Below are 16,296 nucleotides of genomic sequence, written 5' to 3' on the forward strand. Positions count from 1 at the left end.
TTAAGAAAACAAAACCCTGTCAACGACTGACAGCAAAATAAAGGCACGGGTTACAATTGACAAATGCAAAATGCCATTCAACCTGTCGGTAACTCTGTCCTCAGCGTATCCAGCCTGAATAGACAGGTCAGGGATTGCCTCGAATCAGCCTTCCCGCTGACCTGGGTCAGCGGCGAAATATCCAACCTGACCTACGCCGCCTCCGGCCACGTTTACTTCTCGCTCAAGGACGCCAACGCCCAGGTCCGTTGCGTCATGTGGCGGAGCCGGGCGCAAGTGCTTGGCTGGCGGCTGGAGAACGGCCAGAAGATCGAAGCCCGTGTGCTCGTTTCCTTCTACGAGCCGCGCGGCGAATTCCAGCTCAACGTCGAAGCCATCCGCCGGGCCGGCCAGGGCGACCTTTTCGAGCGCTTCCTGCAACTCAAGGCCAAACTTGAAAATGAGGGCATTTTTGCCGTTGACCGCAAGAAAGCACTGCCCAGCTTCCCGCGCTGCCTCGCCATCGTCACCAGCCCGCAAGCAGCTGCCCTGCGCGACGTCCTGACCACGCTGCACCGGCGCGCCCCGCACGTTGCCATCACACTCTTCCCCACCCCCGTCCAAGGCGAAGGCGCCAGCGCCAAAATCGCCGAAGCCATCGCCCAGGCGGCCAACAGCGATTGCGATGCGATCATCCTCTGTCGTGGCGGCGGCAGCATCGAAGATCTTTGGGCCTTTAATGAAGAAAGTGTTGCGCGCGCCATCAACGCTTCGGCCATTCCGGTCATTTCCGGCGTCGGCCACGAAACCGACTTCACCATTGCCGACTTCGCCGCCGACCTGCGCGCCCCGACCCCGACCGCCGCCGCCGAACTGGCCAGCCCGGACCGTGACGCCCTGCTCGACCGCCTGACCCAGCTCGAAAACCATCTCGGCCGACGCATCGACCGCACGCTCTCCGATCAGCTGCAACGTCTCGACTGGCTGGCCACCCGCCTCGTACACCCGGCCGAGCGCATCCGCCAGCGTCAGCGCGAAACCGAAACCCTCGGCTCGCGCCTGCACCACGCCCTGCGCCGACAAACCGAGCACTGCGCCGTCCGCCTGCAGTCCCTCGGCCTGCGCCACGCCAGCGCCCGGCCGCGCCCGGAAAAGCTGGCCGAAGGCATCGCCCACCTGCAATACCGCCTGTCGCGGCAGAGCCAATGGGCAATTTCTCAATATTCAGGGAAACTAAATTCGCTCGGCAGCAGTCTGACCCAGCTTGATCCCCATGCCGTCCTGTCGCGAGGTTATACACTTGCCATAGATTCCGACGGCCGGGCCATCCGCGACGCCTCCCGGCTCAGCTCCGGCGACCTGCTCAAGCTGCGCTTCGCCAGCGGTTCGGCCGAGGCCACCGTGAATCAGGTTGTCGCAGGCCCGGAAGCTGACTAGAATTTTCAATTTACCCCTCATCAAACCCAACGGAGAACATAAATGGAACACCAACTGCCCGCCCTGCCGTTTGCCAAAGACGCCCTCGCCCCGCACATGTCGGCCGAGACCTTTGACTACCACTACAGCAAGCACCATCAGGCCTATGTCACCAACCTGAACAACCTGATCAAGGGCACCGAATACGAAAACCTCGATCTCGAAGCCATCGTCAAGAAGGCCCCGGCTGGCGGCGTGTACAACAACGCAGCCCAGGTCTGGAACCACACCTTCTTCTGGAACTGCCTGACCCCGAACGGCGGCGGCGCTCCGAAGGGTGCTTTGGCTGCCGCCATCGACGCCAAGTGGGGTTCGCTCGATGCCTTCAAGACGGCATTCCAGACCTCTGCCGTCGGCAACTTCGGTTCCGGCTGGACCTGGCTGGTCAAGAAGGCCGACGGCTCTGTCGACATCGTCAACATGGGCGCCGCCGGCACCCCGCTGACCACCGGTGACAAGGCCCTGCTCTGCGTCGACGTCTGGGAACACGCCTACTACATCGACTACCGCAACATGCGTCCGAAGTTCGTCGAAACCTACCTGGCTTCGATGGTTAACTGGTCGTTCGCTGAAGCCAACTTCGCCTGATTTTCAGGCACAGAAAAAAGGCCCGGGAGAAACCTCTCCCGGGCCTTTTTTTGTGGTGGCCCCCTGAGCGTCAGGGACCGCTCGGTGGCTCGACAACCACCACGCGGTTCTTGCCAAGGCGTTTGGCCTGGTACATCCCGTCGTCCGCCCGGCAAAAAAGGCTGTGCACATCGTCACCAGGAAGGTATTCCGAAACGCCGATACTGACGCTGACATTGAGCACCGTGCCGCAGGAAAGCATCGGAGAGCTTTCCATGAAACAAAGGCGCAGGCGCTCGCCAAACACGACACCCGCTGCGGCATCCGTCTCTGGCATCAGGACGGCGAACTCCTCGCCGCCATAGCGATAGGCACTGTCGCTATGGCGCAGGCAGGACTGGATAATGCCCGCCAGCACCTGCAGAACCCGGTCGCCTTCCGCGTGCCCCCACGTATCGTTAACCAGCTTGAAGTCGTCCACATCCACGATCAGCAAGGTCATTGGGCGGCGGTACCGGGTTGCGCGTTCCAGTTCCTGATTGAGGGCGAGGTTGAACTGGCGCGCATTGCTGAGCTGGGTCAACGAGTCGGTGAGGCTCAGTTGACGATAACGTTCCTCGCTCTCACGCAGGGATTCCTCGGCCAGGCGGCGCTCAGTCACATCCTGCATGGTTTCAATGGCGCCTATCACCAAACCATCGCTATTGCGTAGTGCCGTGGCCGTGAAAAACAGCCATTTCCCCTCCCCATCGAGCCCCTTAACAAATTCCTCTGCTTCGAAAGCGCCATCCACCAGCGTGGATTTTCGGAGATTGCCGCGGTAGAAGCGATGAAAATCGGCTTCGATGGCCCCGTCCAGGATGAGATCCGCCAGAAAGGGACGAGCATCAGAAAACGAAGGGTGCCAGCGATCCCGGGACAAACGAACGCTCTCCGCAGGCAGCCCGGTCAGCGCTTCGCAGGCCCGGTTCCAGTGCGTGATGCGATGCTCGTGGTCGATAACCATGGTGGGCACCGAATTGCTCTCCACCACCTGCGAAACGAACGCCTCCTTCTCACGCAAAGCGGCCTCGGCATAGCGTCGTTCAGTGATGTCCTGCAATGTTTCAATGGCGCCAACCATCTCGCCATCTTCGTCGAGAACGGGAGCTGCGGTGAAATGCAACCAGCGACCGCAGTCCCCGAAATCGGCGAAAAAGTCTTCGGCCTCGCAGGCGCCGTCAATCAATGGCGAGGCATGAAACTTGTCGCGGTAGAAATACTGGATATCGGCTTCTTCGGCGCCATCCAGGATCAGGTCGGCCATGATGGGGCGCTCGCTGGCATAGAACGCCCGCCAATGATCCCGGGTGCCGACGACCCGTTCAGCAGGAATTCCGGTCAATGCTTCACAAGCCTTGTTCCAGCAAACAACGCGATGCTCGGCGTCAAGAATGAAGGTCGCCACCGGGTTGCCATCCACAAAGCCGGAAAGCCTGATCTTATTGTTGAGAAGAAAATTGGGCATTTAAGCGATGTCGTCGAAACATTCGTGAACTCTATGCCAAAAGTAAAGTCACGGGAAAATAAATCGAGATATTCAACCCCGGAAAGTTCACTGAAAGCCCGAAAAAATCAGGAGAAACGCAACACGAAAACAGTGTATTCCTGTCGACAATTAGCTCCGAAAATCCCCCATTCGGCCGGCAAGTCGTCGCCTTCACCCGCAAACACATTTTAACACCCGGCATGACACATTCATCAGCCCAAGATGATTCAACGCCTTGCCTGCAGGCAGGTCGCATTGCTTCGAAAAAATGCCGTTAACCGCCCGCCGGCAAGTCTAAAAGGGGCGGATACATTTGCTTTTATTCAGTCCTGTCACCGACCGGAAAAAACATTAAAAACGAAATGTCTCTGACCTCTTTGATCCGTTATTTCTCAGCCCTCACCGTCTCATTTAATAACGCGTCCGCTTGCCGCCGCGAGCGTTGCCTGTCGCCTTCTTCACCGACAGCGTGACCAAAAAAGGGAACTCCTCGTCGGCCGAGTGGACAATGCGAAACTCCGGTCCGACAGCGCGTGCCATCCAGGCCACCAGCGCCTTGAGGTCCACGGCTTCGCAGCGCAGGTCGGCGACGATGCTGCCCTGATCCTCGTAAACCGGGAAGTCGGAGCACCCAACCGGCTTGACCTCCTGACCATAAACCCGGCACGAGCCCTGCGCTTGGTCGTAGGCGGGGCAGGCTTTGCCATGGGCGTAATAGAGCCCGTTCCCCGCTCTGATCTCCTCGGGGCCCTGGCCCGAGACTAGCCTCCGGTCGAAGGCGTTGCGCGACTCTTCGATCTGCCAGAGGGTCTTGAGCTGCTTCCACTCGAGTTCGAGGACGAGCGGGTCGAGCCGACAGCAAGGCTTCGAGCACTCGGCGCAGTGCGGGATGACGACAGCAGCCTGATAGGCGGCAGCGGCCGCGGCAAGCTCCTGGGCCAGGAGACGGCGGGTTGGACGGGGGTTCATCGCAGGGCAGACTGGTGAAGTGGAGCGAAATGTAAGGTGAAGATCATCAGCAACTGATAGCACGACCCCGAAGTGAGGCGCAAGGGCCATTTCATTTTTGGCCAATTTTTCCGGTTGACCGTGGAAATGCGCCCCGGCAAAAGCCAGCTGACCAAGCCACGTTTTTATACGCAAAATAAACAACAATACTTTTAATTCAAATACTTGTGATTTGTAATTTTTATGCTTTGATACTGTATTTATGTCGACAGCGCGGCGCAACATGGCAGCGATGCCAAACCAACGCCCACGCGTCAAACCGCTGAATACCGTTGCAAATCAACCGTTCGGCCTTTGCCGTGGATGTTTGGCACAAATGCTGCTGATTGACAGGCAAGCCATTCCAATAGCCAATCATGGACGCCCTGCCAGTTCTTCCTGCCGCCTCGCCGAAAAAGAAGCCCGCCCCCTACTTTCACGGCCTTATTCTGTTCGCCTTCTGCCTTGGCTTTGGTCTGCTGCTCGCCATTACCGACGCAATTACCCTGGACGACATCGCGGCTCGGGCGATGGAGGACAAGCAGAACTCGTTGAGCCAGGTGCTGCCGGATGACATCCACGACAACAACCCGGTGACCGACACCCTCACGACCAGGAACAAGGAAGGCAAGGAGCTCACCGTCTATCGCGCCAGCAAGGGCGGCCAGATAACCGGCGTTGCCTACGAAATCTTCGGCACCGGATACGCCGGCGAAATCCGCCTGATGATGGGTATTGCCGCCGACGGCCGTCTGCTCGGCGTGCGCGTTCTGGCGCACAAGGAAACGCCGGGCCTCGGCGACAAGATCGAAGTCAAGAAAACCGACTGGATCGAGCGCTTCACCGGCCTGTCGCTCGGCAAACCGCCGCTCGAACGCTGGCGGGTCAAGAAGGACGGCGGCGACTTCGACCAATTTGCCGGCGCCACCATCACGCCGCGCGGCGTCCTCGCTGCCATTCGCAGTGGCCTGGAATTCTTCGCCGAGAACAAGCAAACCCTGACGGAGGCGCACTGATGTCGAACCAATACAAGACCATCGCCAAGGACGGCCTGTGGGACAACAACGGCGTCTTCAGCATGCTGCTCGGCATGTGCCCGACGATGGCGATGACGACAAGCGCCACCAACGGTTTCGGCATGGGCATCGCCACCGCCGTGGTGATGGCGGCATCGAGCTACCTGGTCGCCGTCTTCCGCAACCGGATCACCAGCGAGGTGCGGATTCCGGTCTATATCCTGATCGTCGCCGCCATGGTGACGGTCGTCGACCTCGGCATGAACGCCTGGATGCATGAGCTGTACAAGGTGCTCGGCCTGTTCATCCCGCTCATCGTCTCCAACTGCCTGCCGCTCGCCCGGCTTGAAGCCTTTGCCGCCAAGCAGCCGCCGCTGCCGGCCTTCCTCGACGGCCTGTTCATGGGCCTCGGCTTCACCATCGCCCTGACCGTCATCGGTGCCGTGCGCGAGATCATCGGTTCCGGCACCTTGTTCGCCGATGCCTCGCTGCTCCTCGGCCCGACCTTCAAGGCCATCGAGTTCCGCGTTCTGCCGGCCGACATGGGCGTCCTGATGATGATCCTGCCGCCCGGCGGCTTCATCGTCACCGGCCTGCTCGTCGTCGCCAAGCGCGTACTCGACCTGCGCGCCGGCAAGGAAATCCAGATGGCTGGCGCCCACAGCGCTTGAGGCCACCCCAATGAACAACGCCAACCCCTCCCTGAGCAACACCGTCGAAGGCATCGCCCGCGTCGTCCGGCTGGATGGCGAGATGGTCTGGCTGGAGCCGGAACAGACGGCCAGCTGTGGCTCCTGCGCCGGCGCGGCGGCCTGCGGCACGGCCGGGCAGGAACCGGGCATCGGCACGGTGACCAACCGCATCCAGGCCCGCCGTTTCACGCTCGACAACCCGCATGGCCCAATGGAACTGAGCGTCGGCGACCGCGTCATCATCGCCGTCAGCAGCCGCTCGTTGATCAAGGCCTCGCTCGTTGCCTTCGCCGTGCCCATGTTCTTCGCCATCGTTGGCGGCAGTGTCGGCCAGGACCTTTTCGGAGACGACGCGACGACCATGGTCTGGATGGTCGCCGGCCTCGCCATCGGCCTGCTCGCCGCCCGCTTCGGCGCCAATTACCTTGCGTCGCGCGGCGATCTGACACCCCACCTGATCCGCCGGGCCCGCCCCGGTGAAACCTGCAACAGCTAGGACAGACCATGAAAGATTTTGCCTTGATGATGATCGGCGCGGCGCTGGTGAACAACGTGATCCTCGCCCGCTTCCTCGGTTTGTGCTCGTTCATGGGGGTCACCACCCGGGTTGACACGGCGGCCGGCATGGGCCTCGCCACCACCTTCGTCATCACCGTGTCGTCGATGGCCGACTGGGCTGTCCAGCGCTACCTGCTCGACGCCTACAACCTCGGTTTCCTGCGCACCGTGACCTTCATTCTGGTCATCGCCAGCGCCGTGCAATTCACCGAAATGACGATCAAGAAGGTGTCGCCCAGCCTGTTCCAGATGCTCGGCATCTACCTGCCGCTGATCACCACCAACTGCGCCGTCCTCGGCGTCGCGCTACTGCTCGTCGAAGGCCACATGGGCTTCCTCTACGCCACGCTGTTCGCCTTCGCCTCGTCGCTCGGCTACAGCCTGGTCATGGTCATCTTCGCCGGCCTGCGCGAACGCCTCGTTCTGGTCGACGTGCCGCGCCTGTTCGCCGGGCCACCCATCGCCTTCATCGTCGCCGGTTTCCTTGCCATGGCCTTCATGGGCTTTTCCGGCATTGCCGCCAGCTAATCACACAAACACAGGGAGAACCGCCATGTTGATGTCCGTCGGAAGCCTCGCCACCATGGGTTTGGTACTCGGCAGCCTGCTCGGCGCCGCATCACGCTACCTCGCCGTCGAGGAAAACCCCATCGAGGCCGAATTGCAGGCCATGTTGCCCGGCTCGCAATGCGGCCAGTGCGGTTATGTTGGCTGCGCCCAGGCCGCTGCCGCCCTGGCCAAGGGCGAAGCGGCGGTCACGCTCTGCCCGCCGGGCGGCAAGGCGACAGCCGAAGCCCTGGCGGCCAAGCTCGGCATCAAGGTCGACCTGTCGGCGGTCGAGGACAGGGGGCCGCAAATCGCCCAGGTCACCGAAGAACTCTGCATCGGCTGCTGCCGCTGCATGAAGGTCTGCCCGACCGACGCCATCATCGGCGCGGCCAAACAGATTCACAACGTCATCCGCGAAGCCTGCACCGGCTGCTCGTCCTGCGTCGACGTCTGCCCGACGGAAGCCCTCGGCATGACGCCGATCCCGGTCACGCTGCAGCACTGGACGTGGCCCCACCCGATTTCTGCCGCGAACTGAGAACGATCATGGGATTTCTCGACCGCTTCCTGAAACAACCGAGCTGGGGTGTCCACCCCGACGATCACAAGCGCCCGGCGGCCGATGTGCCGCTCCGCCACCTGCCGCCCCCGGAACGGATCTACATGCCGCTGCACCAGCACGTCGGCGGCGCTGCCCGGCCGGTCGTCCTGGTTGGCCAGCAGGTGCGCAAGGGGCAACTGATCGCCGAAGCCCAGGGCAACATCTCGGCGCCGATCCATGCCCCGGTCTCCGGCACCGTCTTCGCCATCGGCGACGTCACCGCGCCACACCCGTCCGGACTCCCGCTCAAGGCCATCACCATCGATGCCGACTTCCGCAACGACTGGGTCGAGGCCGACATCCCGGCCGACCCGTTCGCCCTCGCCCCGGAAGACATCGCCAAACGCGCCGCCGCGGCCGGCGTCGTCGGTCTGGGCGGCGCCACCTTCCCCTCAGCGGTCAAGTTCGCCCTCGGCAAGCGCCTCAAGGTCTCGACACTGATCGTCAATGGCGGCGAGTGCGAACCCTATCTGTCCAGCGACGACCGCATCATGCGCGACTTCGCCGACCAGGTGGTTGATGGCGCCCGCCTGGTCATGCATGCCATCGGCGCCCGCGAAGCGCTGGTCGGCATCGAGGACAACAAGCCGGAAGCCACCGCCGCCATGCGCAAGGCCGCCGCGCCTTATCCCGAAGTGAAGATCTGCCCGGTGCCGACGCGCTATCCGATGGGTTCGGACAAGCAGTTGATCCAGACCCTGACCGGCAAGGAAGTGCCCTCCGACGCGCGTGCCGCCGAAGTCGGCGTGCTGGTGCACAACGTGTCGACCTGCGCGGCCGTCCATAAGGCCATCCGCCTCGGTCAACCACTCGTCGAACGCATCGTCACCCTGAACGGCGGCGCCATCGCCCAGCCCGGCAATATCTACGCCCCGCTCGGCACGATGATCGGCGACCTGCTGGCCTTTGTCGGCCTCAAGGAAACGCCGGCCCGCCTCATTCTCGGCGGCCCGATGATGGGCACCCCGCTGCTCCATGACCGCATCCCGCTGGTCAAGGGCGCCTCCGGCATTCTTGCCTTCAATGCCCGCGAAGCCAGCAAGCCCGACGCCGGCCCGTGCATCCGCTGCGGCACCTGCGCCGATGCCTGCCCGATGGGTCTGCTGCCCATGGAAATGGCCGCCCGCATCCGCGTGCACGACCTCGAGGGGGCCGAAACCTTTGCCCTTGCCGACTGCATCTCCTGCGGCTGCTGCGCCTACGTCTGCCCGTCGCACATCCCGCTCGTCCAGTATTTCAGCCACGCCAAGGGCGAACTCTCGAACAACGAGCGCGCCAAGCTGCGCGGCGAAGCCACCAAACGCCTGACCGAGGCCAAGATGGCCCGCATCGAACGGGAAAACCAGGAAAAAGCGGCAGCCGCTGCCAAACGGAAGGCTGAACGCGAAGCTGCCAAGGCAGCAGCCGAGGCCGCCAGCCAGCAAGCCCAAGGAGAAACCGCATGAGCCAGGACTTCGGCACGCCGGTCGCTGCACCGCACGCAACCACAAGCAACAACACCACGCGCATCATGGCCACCGTCATGCTGGCCCTTGCCCCATCGACACTCTACGGTTTCTGGCTGTACGGCTGGCCGTCGATCTACCTGTGGCTGATCACCATCGCCGCCGCCCTGTTCGGCGAATTGTTCTTCCTGCGCCTGCGCGACAAGGATGCGACGCCGGTCCTGCTCGACGGTTCGGCAGTGCTGACCGGCTGGTTGCTCGCCGTCTCGCTACCGCCTTGGGCACCGTGGTGGATTGGCGCGTTCGGCGGCCTGTTCGCTACCACGCTGGGCAAACAGGCCTTTGGCGGGCTGGGCCAGAACCTGTTCAACCCGGCCATGGTCGCCCGGGTGGCACTGCTCATCTCCTTCCCCGTGCAGATGACCGCCTGGGTCAGCCCGGCGCCGCTGTTCAGCGCTGCCGCGCCGGGGGCAATCGACGGTCTGATGATCTTTTTCAAGGGCATCACGCCAGCCTACGATGCGCTGAGCAGCGCGACAACCCTGGGCTTTGCCAAGACCGAATTGTCGCGCGGCGTCGATCTGCTGCAATCGGCAGCCCAGGCGCCAGCCCTGTCGTTCTTCGGCAACCGTTCGGGCAGTCTGGGCGAAACGGCGGCCTGGCTGATCGGCGGCGGTGGCCTGGTCATGCTCTTCCTGCGTATCATCAGCTGGCACATCCCGGTCGCCATGCTGGTCGGCATCGGCCTGCCGGCCGCCATCCTGCATGCAGCCGATCCGGCCCGCTATCTCGACATGGGCAGCCACCTGCTGTCGGGCGGCGCCATGCTCGGCGCCTTCTTCATCGCCACCGACTACGTCACCTCGCCCAACTCGCCGGTCGGCAAGCTGGTGTTCGGAGCCGGTTGCGGCCTGCTCACCTACATCATCCGCACCTGGGCCGGCTACCCCGAGGGAATGGCCTTCGCCGTGCTGCTCATGAACTCGCTGACGCCGATCATCGACACCTACTTCAAGCCCCGCATCTATGGTCGCGACCGCCGCGGGGCGCCCCTACCGACCAACAATTGAGCGGATTGACCTGACATGCAAATCAGCGTGACCTATTCGGAACCCAGCGAGCAAACCTGGCTCTCCTTCGACGTTCCCGAAGATGCCGACGTGCGCGCCGCCATCGAGCGCTCTGGCATCCTCAAGCTGTTTCCGCTCATTGATCTGGACAGCCAGAAGGTCGGGGTGTTCGGCCGCCTGAAACAGCTCGACGACCCGTTGAAGCCGGGCGACCGGGTGGAAATCTATCGGCGCGTCATCTGCGATCCCAAAGCCGTGTTGCGCCGCGACAACACTGTGGCAAGCGACAACTGAGCGGATACGCCAGTTCTTGTCGACCCACTGATCCGGTAAACGGTGTCACTTTTTCCGTTCTGATGGCCAGACTGAACGAAAGTGGCGAGCCAGTCTTTCCGGTAGACTGGCCAAGGATGCAGGAAAAACGCCTCTGCGCTTTCCATCACTGGCCCGACAGGCTGTTCGCATCCGCCGCCTGTCCAGAGGATCGTCCGTTGGCTGTTCCCCAAAACCTGTTCACTGCCTATCTCTGGTCAGCGCTCATCCCGCTGGCCGGGACCTTTCTGGTTTTGCCGTTCCGCCTGTCCATCGATCTTTCCAACGTTGCCCTGCTCTATGTATTGTCGGTCGTCCTGACGGCGACCCGCTCGGGGCGGGGCCCGGCGGTGGTGAACGCGATTGTCGCGACGGTGATTTTTGCCTATGTCTTCGTTCCGCCGCACTTCTCGCTGGCGATTACCGAATCGCAATACCTGCTGACTGCCGTCATCATGCTGGTGGTGGCGCTGATGGTCAGCCACATCACTTCGAAGCTCAAACAGCACGTCGATTTTGCCGAACGGAAATCGCTGCAGAGCAAGACGCTGTATGCCTTTTCCCAGGCACTGTCGGGGGCCCGGACGACGCAATCGGTGCAGGAAATCACCGCTAGTTTTCTCGCTGAATCGCTCGGTGCCGGGCACTGCGACATCATTTTCCCCGACCGCTTTGCAGCTCCGCCCGCCCCGGCCAATCCCGAACTTATTGCCGCCTGCGTCGAGCGCCGCGAGGTCATGTCAAAACCAACGCAGTCCGGGCGTTTCTACGTCCTGCTACCGCTCAGTGCGGCGAGCGGCATCCAGGGTGTACTCGGTGTCGACATTGCGGCCACCGCGCTGCACAACGAGGACTCCCTCGAATACATCGAGACCCTGGCCTCGGTGATTTCCGTCGCCCTGGAACGTTCGCGCTTTGCCGAAATCGCCCGCGAAACCGAGGTCAAGCATGCCGACGAACTCCTGCGCAGCTCCATCCTCGGTGCTTTGTCGCATGATCTGAGGACCCCGCTGGCGGCACTGGTCAGCATGGCGGATACGGCAGCCCTGGGCAAGGCCTCGCCGGAACGGCAAAAACACCTGTTGGAGTCGATCCGCAACCAGGCCATGTCGATCGGTCAGCAGATGATCAATCTGCTCGAAATGGCCCGCCTGAGTTCCGGAACAATCGAACTCCACCGCGCCTGGCAGCCCGTCGACGAAGTGGTCGGATCGGTGCTGCAACTGGCCCGCACGCAATGGAAGGATCGCGAGATCAGCGTCGATATTGCGCCGGACCTGCCACCCATAGACATCGATGCCGTGCTGATCGAACGGGTGCTGTGGAACCTGCTGGAAAACGCCATCAAGTTTTCGCCCAGCGACACGACGACGGAACTGGCCATCCACAAGGCTGGACAGTTCATTGAAATCTGCGTCAGTGACTCGGGGCCGGGATTGCCGGAAGGCGACGCGACCGGCAAGCTATTCAACGCCTTCCAGCGCGGCAGCAAGGAATCGAACATTGCCGGCATCGGCCTCGGCCTGTCCATCGCGCGCACGATTGTCGAAGCGCACGATGGCAAAATTTCGGCGACCAACCGCCTCGGCGGCGGCGCCTGTTTCAAGGTTTCGTTGCCGATTGGCGACCCGCCTGACCTGCTGGCCGAGGAGAAAAATCAGTGAGCGAAACCGCGACCATCCTGCTCGTCGAGGACGAACGCCAGATTCGTGAGGCGGTGGCAACGGCCCTCGAGTGCGAAGGCTTCACCGTCTGCCAGGCGAGCACGGCCGGCCAGGCCGCCGTCGAGGCCGGGGCACGGCGTCCGGATCTGGTCATCCTCGACCTCGGTTTGCCGGATCGCGACGGCGTCGATTTCATCCGCGATTACCGCGCCTGGTCGCAAATTCCTATTCTCGTGCTGTCGGCCCGCACGCAGGAAAGCTCCAAGGTCGAAGCACTCGACGCCGGCGCCGATGACTATCTGACCAAACCGTTCGGGGTTGCCGAAATGCTGGCCCGGGTACGCGTCCTGTTGCGTCGGCCGCAAGTTCGCGAGCAGATTTCGGAGCCGAAAATCTGCTTCGGTGATGTCGAGATCAATTGCGTCAATCGCACCGTCGAGCGCCGTGGCGAACCGCTGCATCTGTCACAGATCGAATACCGCCTGCTCGTCTTCCTGGCCGCCAACCCAGGCCGGGTGCTGACCCATCGCCACCTTCTGACGCAAATCTGGGGCGGCCAGGCGGCCGACAACCATCAGTACCTCCGGGTTTATGTCGGCCACCTGCGCCAGAAAATCGAAGAACACACGGCGCGCCCGCGCCACATCCTGACCGAGATTGGCGTCGGTTACCGCTTCGAGCCCTGAGCCCCCTTGCCTGGAGGGTCGGCCGACACATTGACGATTTGATCTCTCATCCGGCCATTTCAATTTTGGCCGTTTTTTCCGGTTGACCGTGAAATCCATCACAACGATGGCCAGACAAAGGTGCTTGGCATGACACGATCATCGGTCTAAGATGACTCAACGACTTGCATGCAGGCAAGTCCGTATTGCTTCAAAAAAAGCCGCCAACCGCCCGCCAGCGATGAACCAAAGATCGTAGCGGGGGTCGGCTGTAAGGTAGGCCAACAGAGGGGCGCACATGAGTCTGCATGTCTTCGTCGCCATGCCGTTCGGCAGCAAAGCCGCCGATGACGGGCGGCTGATCGATTTCGACCGGGTTTATGCCGAACTGATCCGGCCGGCGCTGGAGAGCGTCGGGCTCGAAGTCCTGCGGGCCGACGAGGAACAATGCGCCGGCGACATTCGCGCGGACCTTTTCCAGGAACTGCTGATGGCCGACCTCGTGGTCGCCGACCTGACGCTCGACAACCCCAATGTCTGGTACGAACTCGGCGTCCGCCACGCCTTGCGGGCGCGCGGCGTGATCCTCGTCCAGGGGCCGCGGGCCACCCAGCCCTTCGACATCTACACCGACCGCAAGCTGACCTACCATCTGCAGGATGGTGCCCCCAACCCGCAAACCCTGGCCGCCGACATCGCGGCACTGGCGACGATGGCGAAGAACACGCTGAACGCCTGGCGTGGCCGCAAGACCAGCCCGGTGTACAGCCTGCTACCGAACCTCGAAGAACCGGACTGGCGGCGTTTGCGCGTCGGCAACGCGCTGGAATACTGGGAAAACCACGACGAATGGGCGACTCGCATCGAGGTCGCACGCAACGCCAACCGGCCGGAAGACATTCTCGTGCTGGCCGACGAAGCCCCGGCCACGCCGCTGCGCGTCGAAGCCCACCTCAAGGCCGGCGAGGCATTGCGGCGCATGGAGCATTTTCATTTTGCCCTCGAGCAATGCGACCTGGCCCTCGAATTCGCCCCGGGCAACCACGAAGCCGCCCGCCAGCGAGGCGTCTGCCTGCAACGCCTCGGGCGCACCGAAGAAGCGCGGGCGGCCTTCAAGACGCTCATCAACGACAACGAGGACGACATCGAAGCCTGGGAACTGCTCGGCAGACTAGACAAGGAGGAATGGGTCAATGCCTGGCGCATCGAGGGCCACACGCCCGAGCAGATGCGCAGCGACGCCGCCTACGAAGACGCCCTGCTGCGCGACACCATCCTCAGTTACAGCCGCGCCTTTCGCGCCAGTCCGGGCCACTACCTGTCGGGCATCAACGCCGTCATGATGATGCACGTCTATCAAGACCTGACCGGCGACCCGCGCTACGCCAGGGAAGCGGCCATCATGGCCGGCGGCGTGGCCTGGGCGGCCTCGTGCGAGCGCGACGATGCCAACCGTTTCTGGGCGCTGACCAATCTCGGCGCCCTGGCCATCATCGACCAGGACCCGGCCGCCGTCGGCAGCGCCTTCCGCGAGGCCATCGCCCACGTCGACAACGACTGGCTGGCGCTCGAAGCGACCTGGAAGCACATGGCCCTGCTCGCCGAGCTCGGTTTTCGCCCGGACAACGTCAAGATGGCCCTCGCCACGCTGGAGCGGGCGATGCAGCGCATGAAGCCGCCGACCAGCCAGCGCCAGCCGGACAAGGTCTTTCTCTTCTCCGGCCACATGATCGACAGCCCCGACCGCGCCGAGCCACGTTTTCCGGCCGACAAGGAGTCCATCGCCGCCGCCCGCATCGGCGAACTGCTCGACAGCCTCGGCGCCGGACCTGACGACCTGGCTTTCGCCCAGGGCGCCGCCGGTGGCGACATCCTCTTTGCCGAAGCCTGCCTGGCCCGCAGCGTGCCTTTCCAGATGCTGCTGCCGCTCGACGAGCCGGACTTCATCGAAGCCTCAGTTCTCCCCTCGGCCAACGGCGAAGCCTGGCGCCAGCGCTATCTCGCCCTGCGCGACAGGCTCACCCTGGCGCCGCGCATCATGCCCGACGAACTCGGCCCGCTGCCGCGCGACCGCGAGGGACGCGAAACGAATGCCTTCGAGCGCTGCAACCTGTGGCTGCTCTACAGCGCACTGACCCAGGGTCTGAGCCGCGTCCGCTTCATCTGCCTGTGGAACGGCGGCGGCGGCGATGGCGCGGGCGGCACGGCGGACATGGTGCGCGAGGTCAAACGACGAACCGGCCAGGTCCACTGGCTGGACACACGCCAGCTCCGGTAATCTGAATGTCATTTTTTTGATTCACCCTGTTGTTTGTAGCGCTTCGCGAACCAACCATAAAGGAGACGAATCATGGCCAAGAAGACGGCACTCTGCATCGGCATCAACAACTACCCCGGCACGCACATGGACCTGCAGGGCTGCGTCAATGACGCGCAGGACTGGGCGGGCGTTCTCGCCGCCCGCGGCTACAAGACCACATTGCTGCTCGACGACAAGGCGACCAAAGCCGCCATGGTCGACGCCATGGCCAAGCTCATCGCCGGCGGCGGCAAGGGCGACAGCCTGATCATCACCTTCTCCGGCCACGGCACTTACCAGCCGGACGAAGACGGCGACGAGGTCGACGGCCTCGACGAGGCGCTCTGCCCCTACGACCTGCAGACCAGCGGGGCGGCGCTGACTGATGACGAGATCAAGGCTATTTTCGCTACGCGCAAGGGCGGCGCCCGCCTGCTGCTCATTTCCGACAGCTGCCACTCCGGCACCGTGACCCGCGCCGCCAAGGCCGACAAGGATGCCGACACCCGACCACGCTTCATGCCGATGGGCAACTGGCTGCCGGCCAGCCGCCTGCCCAAGAATTTCGCCGGCAAGACGGCGCAAACCATGGTCGCGCCGATTGGTACCTCGCCGCTGGCCAGCGCCCTGGTCAAGCAGGTCGGCGACCTGCTGCTGGCCGGCTGCAAGGAGGGCCCGAACAACTACAGCTACGACGCCAAAATCGCCGGCCGCTACAACGGCGCCTTCACCTACTACGCACTCAAAGCGCTCAAGGCGCTCAAGCCGGAGGCGACCTACAACGACTGGTACAAGGCGATTCTCAAAAGCCTGCCCTCGGCCAGTTATCCGCAGACGCCGCAGCTGTTCGGCACGGGCGCCGCCAAGACGCGCAAGGCATTGACCTGA

The 16,296-nt window shown here is 62.9% G+C and carries 16 protein-coding genes; 14 read left to right on the forward strand and 2 right to left on the reverse strand.

The features are described 5' to 3' along the window. Positions 1 to 63: 63 nt before the first annotated feature. Entirely contained in the window at positions 64 to 1,416 is a 1,353-nt protein-coding gene (xseA, locus tag KI613_RS15855; protein ID WP_226401141.1) for an exodeoxyribonuclease VII large subunit, read from the forward strand. A 42-nt stretch (positions 1,417 to 1,458) separates the two neighbouring features. Continuing rightward, positions 1,459 to 2,043 (forward strand): superoxide dismutase, encoded by a 585-nt coding sequence (locus tag KI613_RS15860; protein ID WP_226401142.1) that lies wholly within the window; start codon positions 1,459 to 1,461, stop codon positions 2,041 to 2,043. A gap of 70 nt (positions 2,044 to 2,113) precedes the next feature. Here the strand turns inward: KI613_RS15860 and KI613_RS15865 are convergent, their stop codons facing one another. Together KI613_RS15865 and KI613_RS15870 are read right to left on the reverse strand one after the other, a co-directional pair. Then, entirely contained in the window at positions 2,114 to 3,529 is a 1,416-nt protein-coding gene (locus KI613_RS15865; RefSeq protein WP_226401143.1) for a sensor domain-containing diguanylate cyclase, read from the reverse strand. Positions 3,530 to 3,961: 432 nt separating this feature from the next. Beyond that, positions 3,962 to 4,519, reverse strand: a complete 558-nt coding sequence (locus KI613_RS15870; RefSeq protein WP_226401144.1) for a YkgJ family cysteine cluster protein — start codon at positions 4,517 to 4,519, stop codon at positions 3,962 to 3,964. A 395-nt stretch (positions 4,520 to 4,914) separates the two neighbouring features. On the opposite strand from KI613_RS15870, the gene rsxG reads away from it, so the two are divergent. The 12 genes from rsxG (at position 4,915) to KI613_RS15930 (ending at position 16,296) form a co-directional block, all read left to right on the forward strand. Continuing rightward, entirely contained in the window at positions 4,915 to 5,553 is a 639-nt protein-coding gene (rsxG, locus tag KI613_RS15875; RefSeq protein WP_226401145.1) for an electron transport complex subunit RsxG, read from the forward strand. Beyond that, positions 5,553 to 6,224 carry an electron transport complex subunit E gene (locus KI613_RS15880; protein ID WP_226401147.1) on the forward strand — a complete coding sequence of 224 codons (672 nt, stop codon included), beginning with the start codon at positions 5,553 to 5,555 and terminating at the stop codon, positions 6,222 to 6,224. The genes rsxG and KI613_RS15880 overlap by 1 nt, the downstream gene beginning before the upstream one ends. A 10-nt stretch (positions 6,225 to 6,234) precedes the next feature. Next, entirely contained in the window at positions 6,235 to 6,741 is a 507-nt protein-coding gene (locus KI613_RS15885; protein WP_226401148.1) for a SoxR reducing system RseC family protein, read from the forward strand. Between the two features lie 8 nt (positions 6,742 to 6,749). Next, positions 6,750 to 7,331, forward strand: a complete 582-nt coding sequence (gene rsxA, locus KI613_RS15890) for an electron transport complex subunit RsxA (RefSeq protein WP_226401149.1) — start codon at positions 6,750 to 6,752, stop codon at positions 7,329 to 7,331. 25 nt (positions 7,332 to 7,356) lie between these two features. Next, a complete protein-coding gene (locus KI613_RS15895) occupies positions 7,357 to 7,890 on the forward strand; it encodes an RnfABCDGE type electron transport complex subunit B (protein ID WP_226401150.1) in 534 nt (177 codons plus the stop codon). Positions 7,891 to 7,898: 8 nt separating this feature from the next. Continuing rightward, positions 7,899 to 9,398, forward strand: a complete 1,500-nt coding sequence (gene rsxC / locus KI613_RS15900) for an electron transport complex subunit RsxC (RefSeq protein ID WP_226401151.1) — start codon at positions 7,899 to 7,901, stop codon at positions 9,396 to 9,398. Continuing rightward, positions 9,395 to 10,468: an RnfABCDGE type electron transport complex subunit D gene (locus tag KI613_RS15905; protein WP_226401152.1), complete on the forward strand. Its 1,074-nt coding sequence runs from the start codon at positions 9,395 to 9,397 to the stop codon at positions 10,466 to 10,468. The genes rsxC and KI613_RS15905 overlap by 4 nt, the downstream gene beginning before the upstream one ends. A gap of 15 nt (positions 10,469 to 10,483) precedes the next feature. After that, positions 10,484 to 10,762: an RnfH family protein gene (locus KI613_RS15910; protein ID WP_226401153.1), complete on the forward strand. Its 279-nt coding sequence runs from the start codon at positions 10,484 to 10,486 to the stop codon at positions 10,760 to 10,762. 197 nt (positions 10,763 to 10,959) lie between these two features. Then, complete coding sequence (locus KI613_RS15915) at positions 10,960 to 12,444, forward strand: DUF4118 domain-containing protein (RefSeq protein WP_226401154.1); 1,485 nt, start codon at positions 10,960 to 10,962, stop codon at positions 12,442 to 12,444. Continuing rightward, the gene (locus tag KI613_RS15920; protein ID WP_226401156.1) at positions 12,441 to 13,130 is read left to right on the forward strand and encodes a response regulator; all 690 of its coding nucleotides are present in this window, start codon (positions 12,441 to 12,443) and stop codon (positions 13,128 to 13,130) included. The genes KI613_RS15915 and KI613_RS15920 overlap by 4 nt, the downstream gene beginning before the upstream one ends. 277 nt (positions 13,131 to 13,407) lie before the next feature. Next, on the forward strand, positions 13,408 to 15,387 hold the full coding sequence (locus KI613_RS15925) for a tetratricopeptide repeat protein (RefSeq protein WP_226401158.1): 1,980 nt from the start codon (positions 13,408 to 13,410) through the stop codon (positions 15,385 to 15,387). A gap of 72 nt (positions 15,388 to 15,459) precedes the next feature. Next, positions 15,460 to 16,296, forward strand: coding sequence for a caspase family protein (locus KI613_RS15930; protein WP_226401160.1), 837 nt, complete (start codon positions 15,460 to 15,462; stop codon positions 16,294 to 16,296).

Origin of the sequence: Ferribacterium limneticum (assembly GCF_020510585.1) — a bacterium.
GTDB lineage: Bacteria > Pseudomonadota > Gammaproteobacteria > Burkholderiales > Rhodocyclaceae > Azonexus.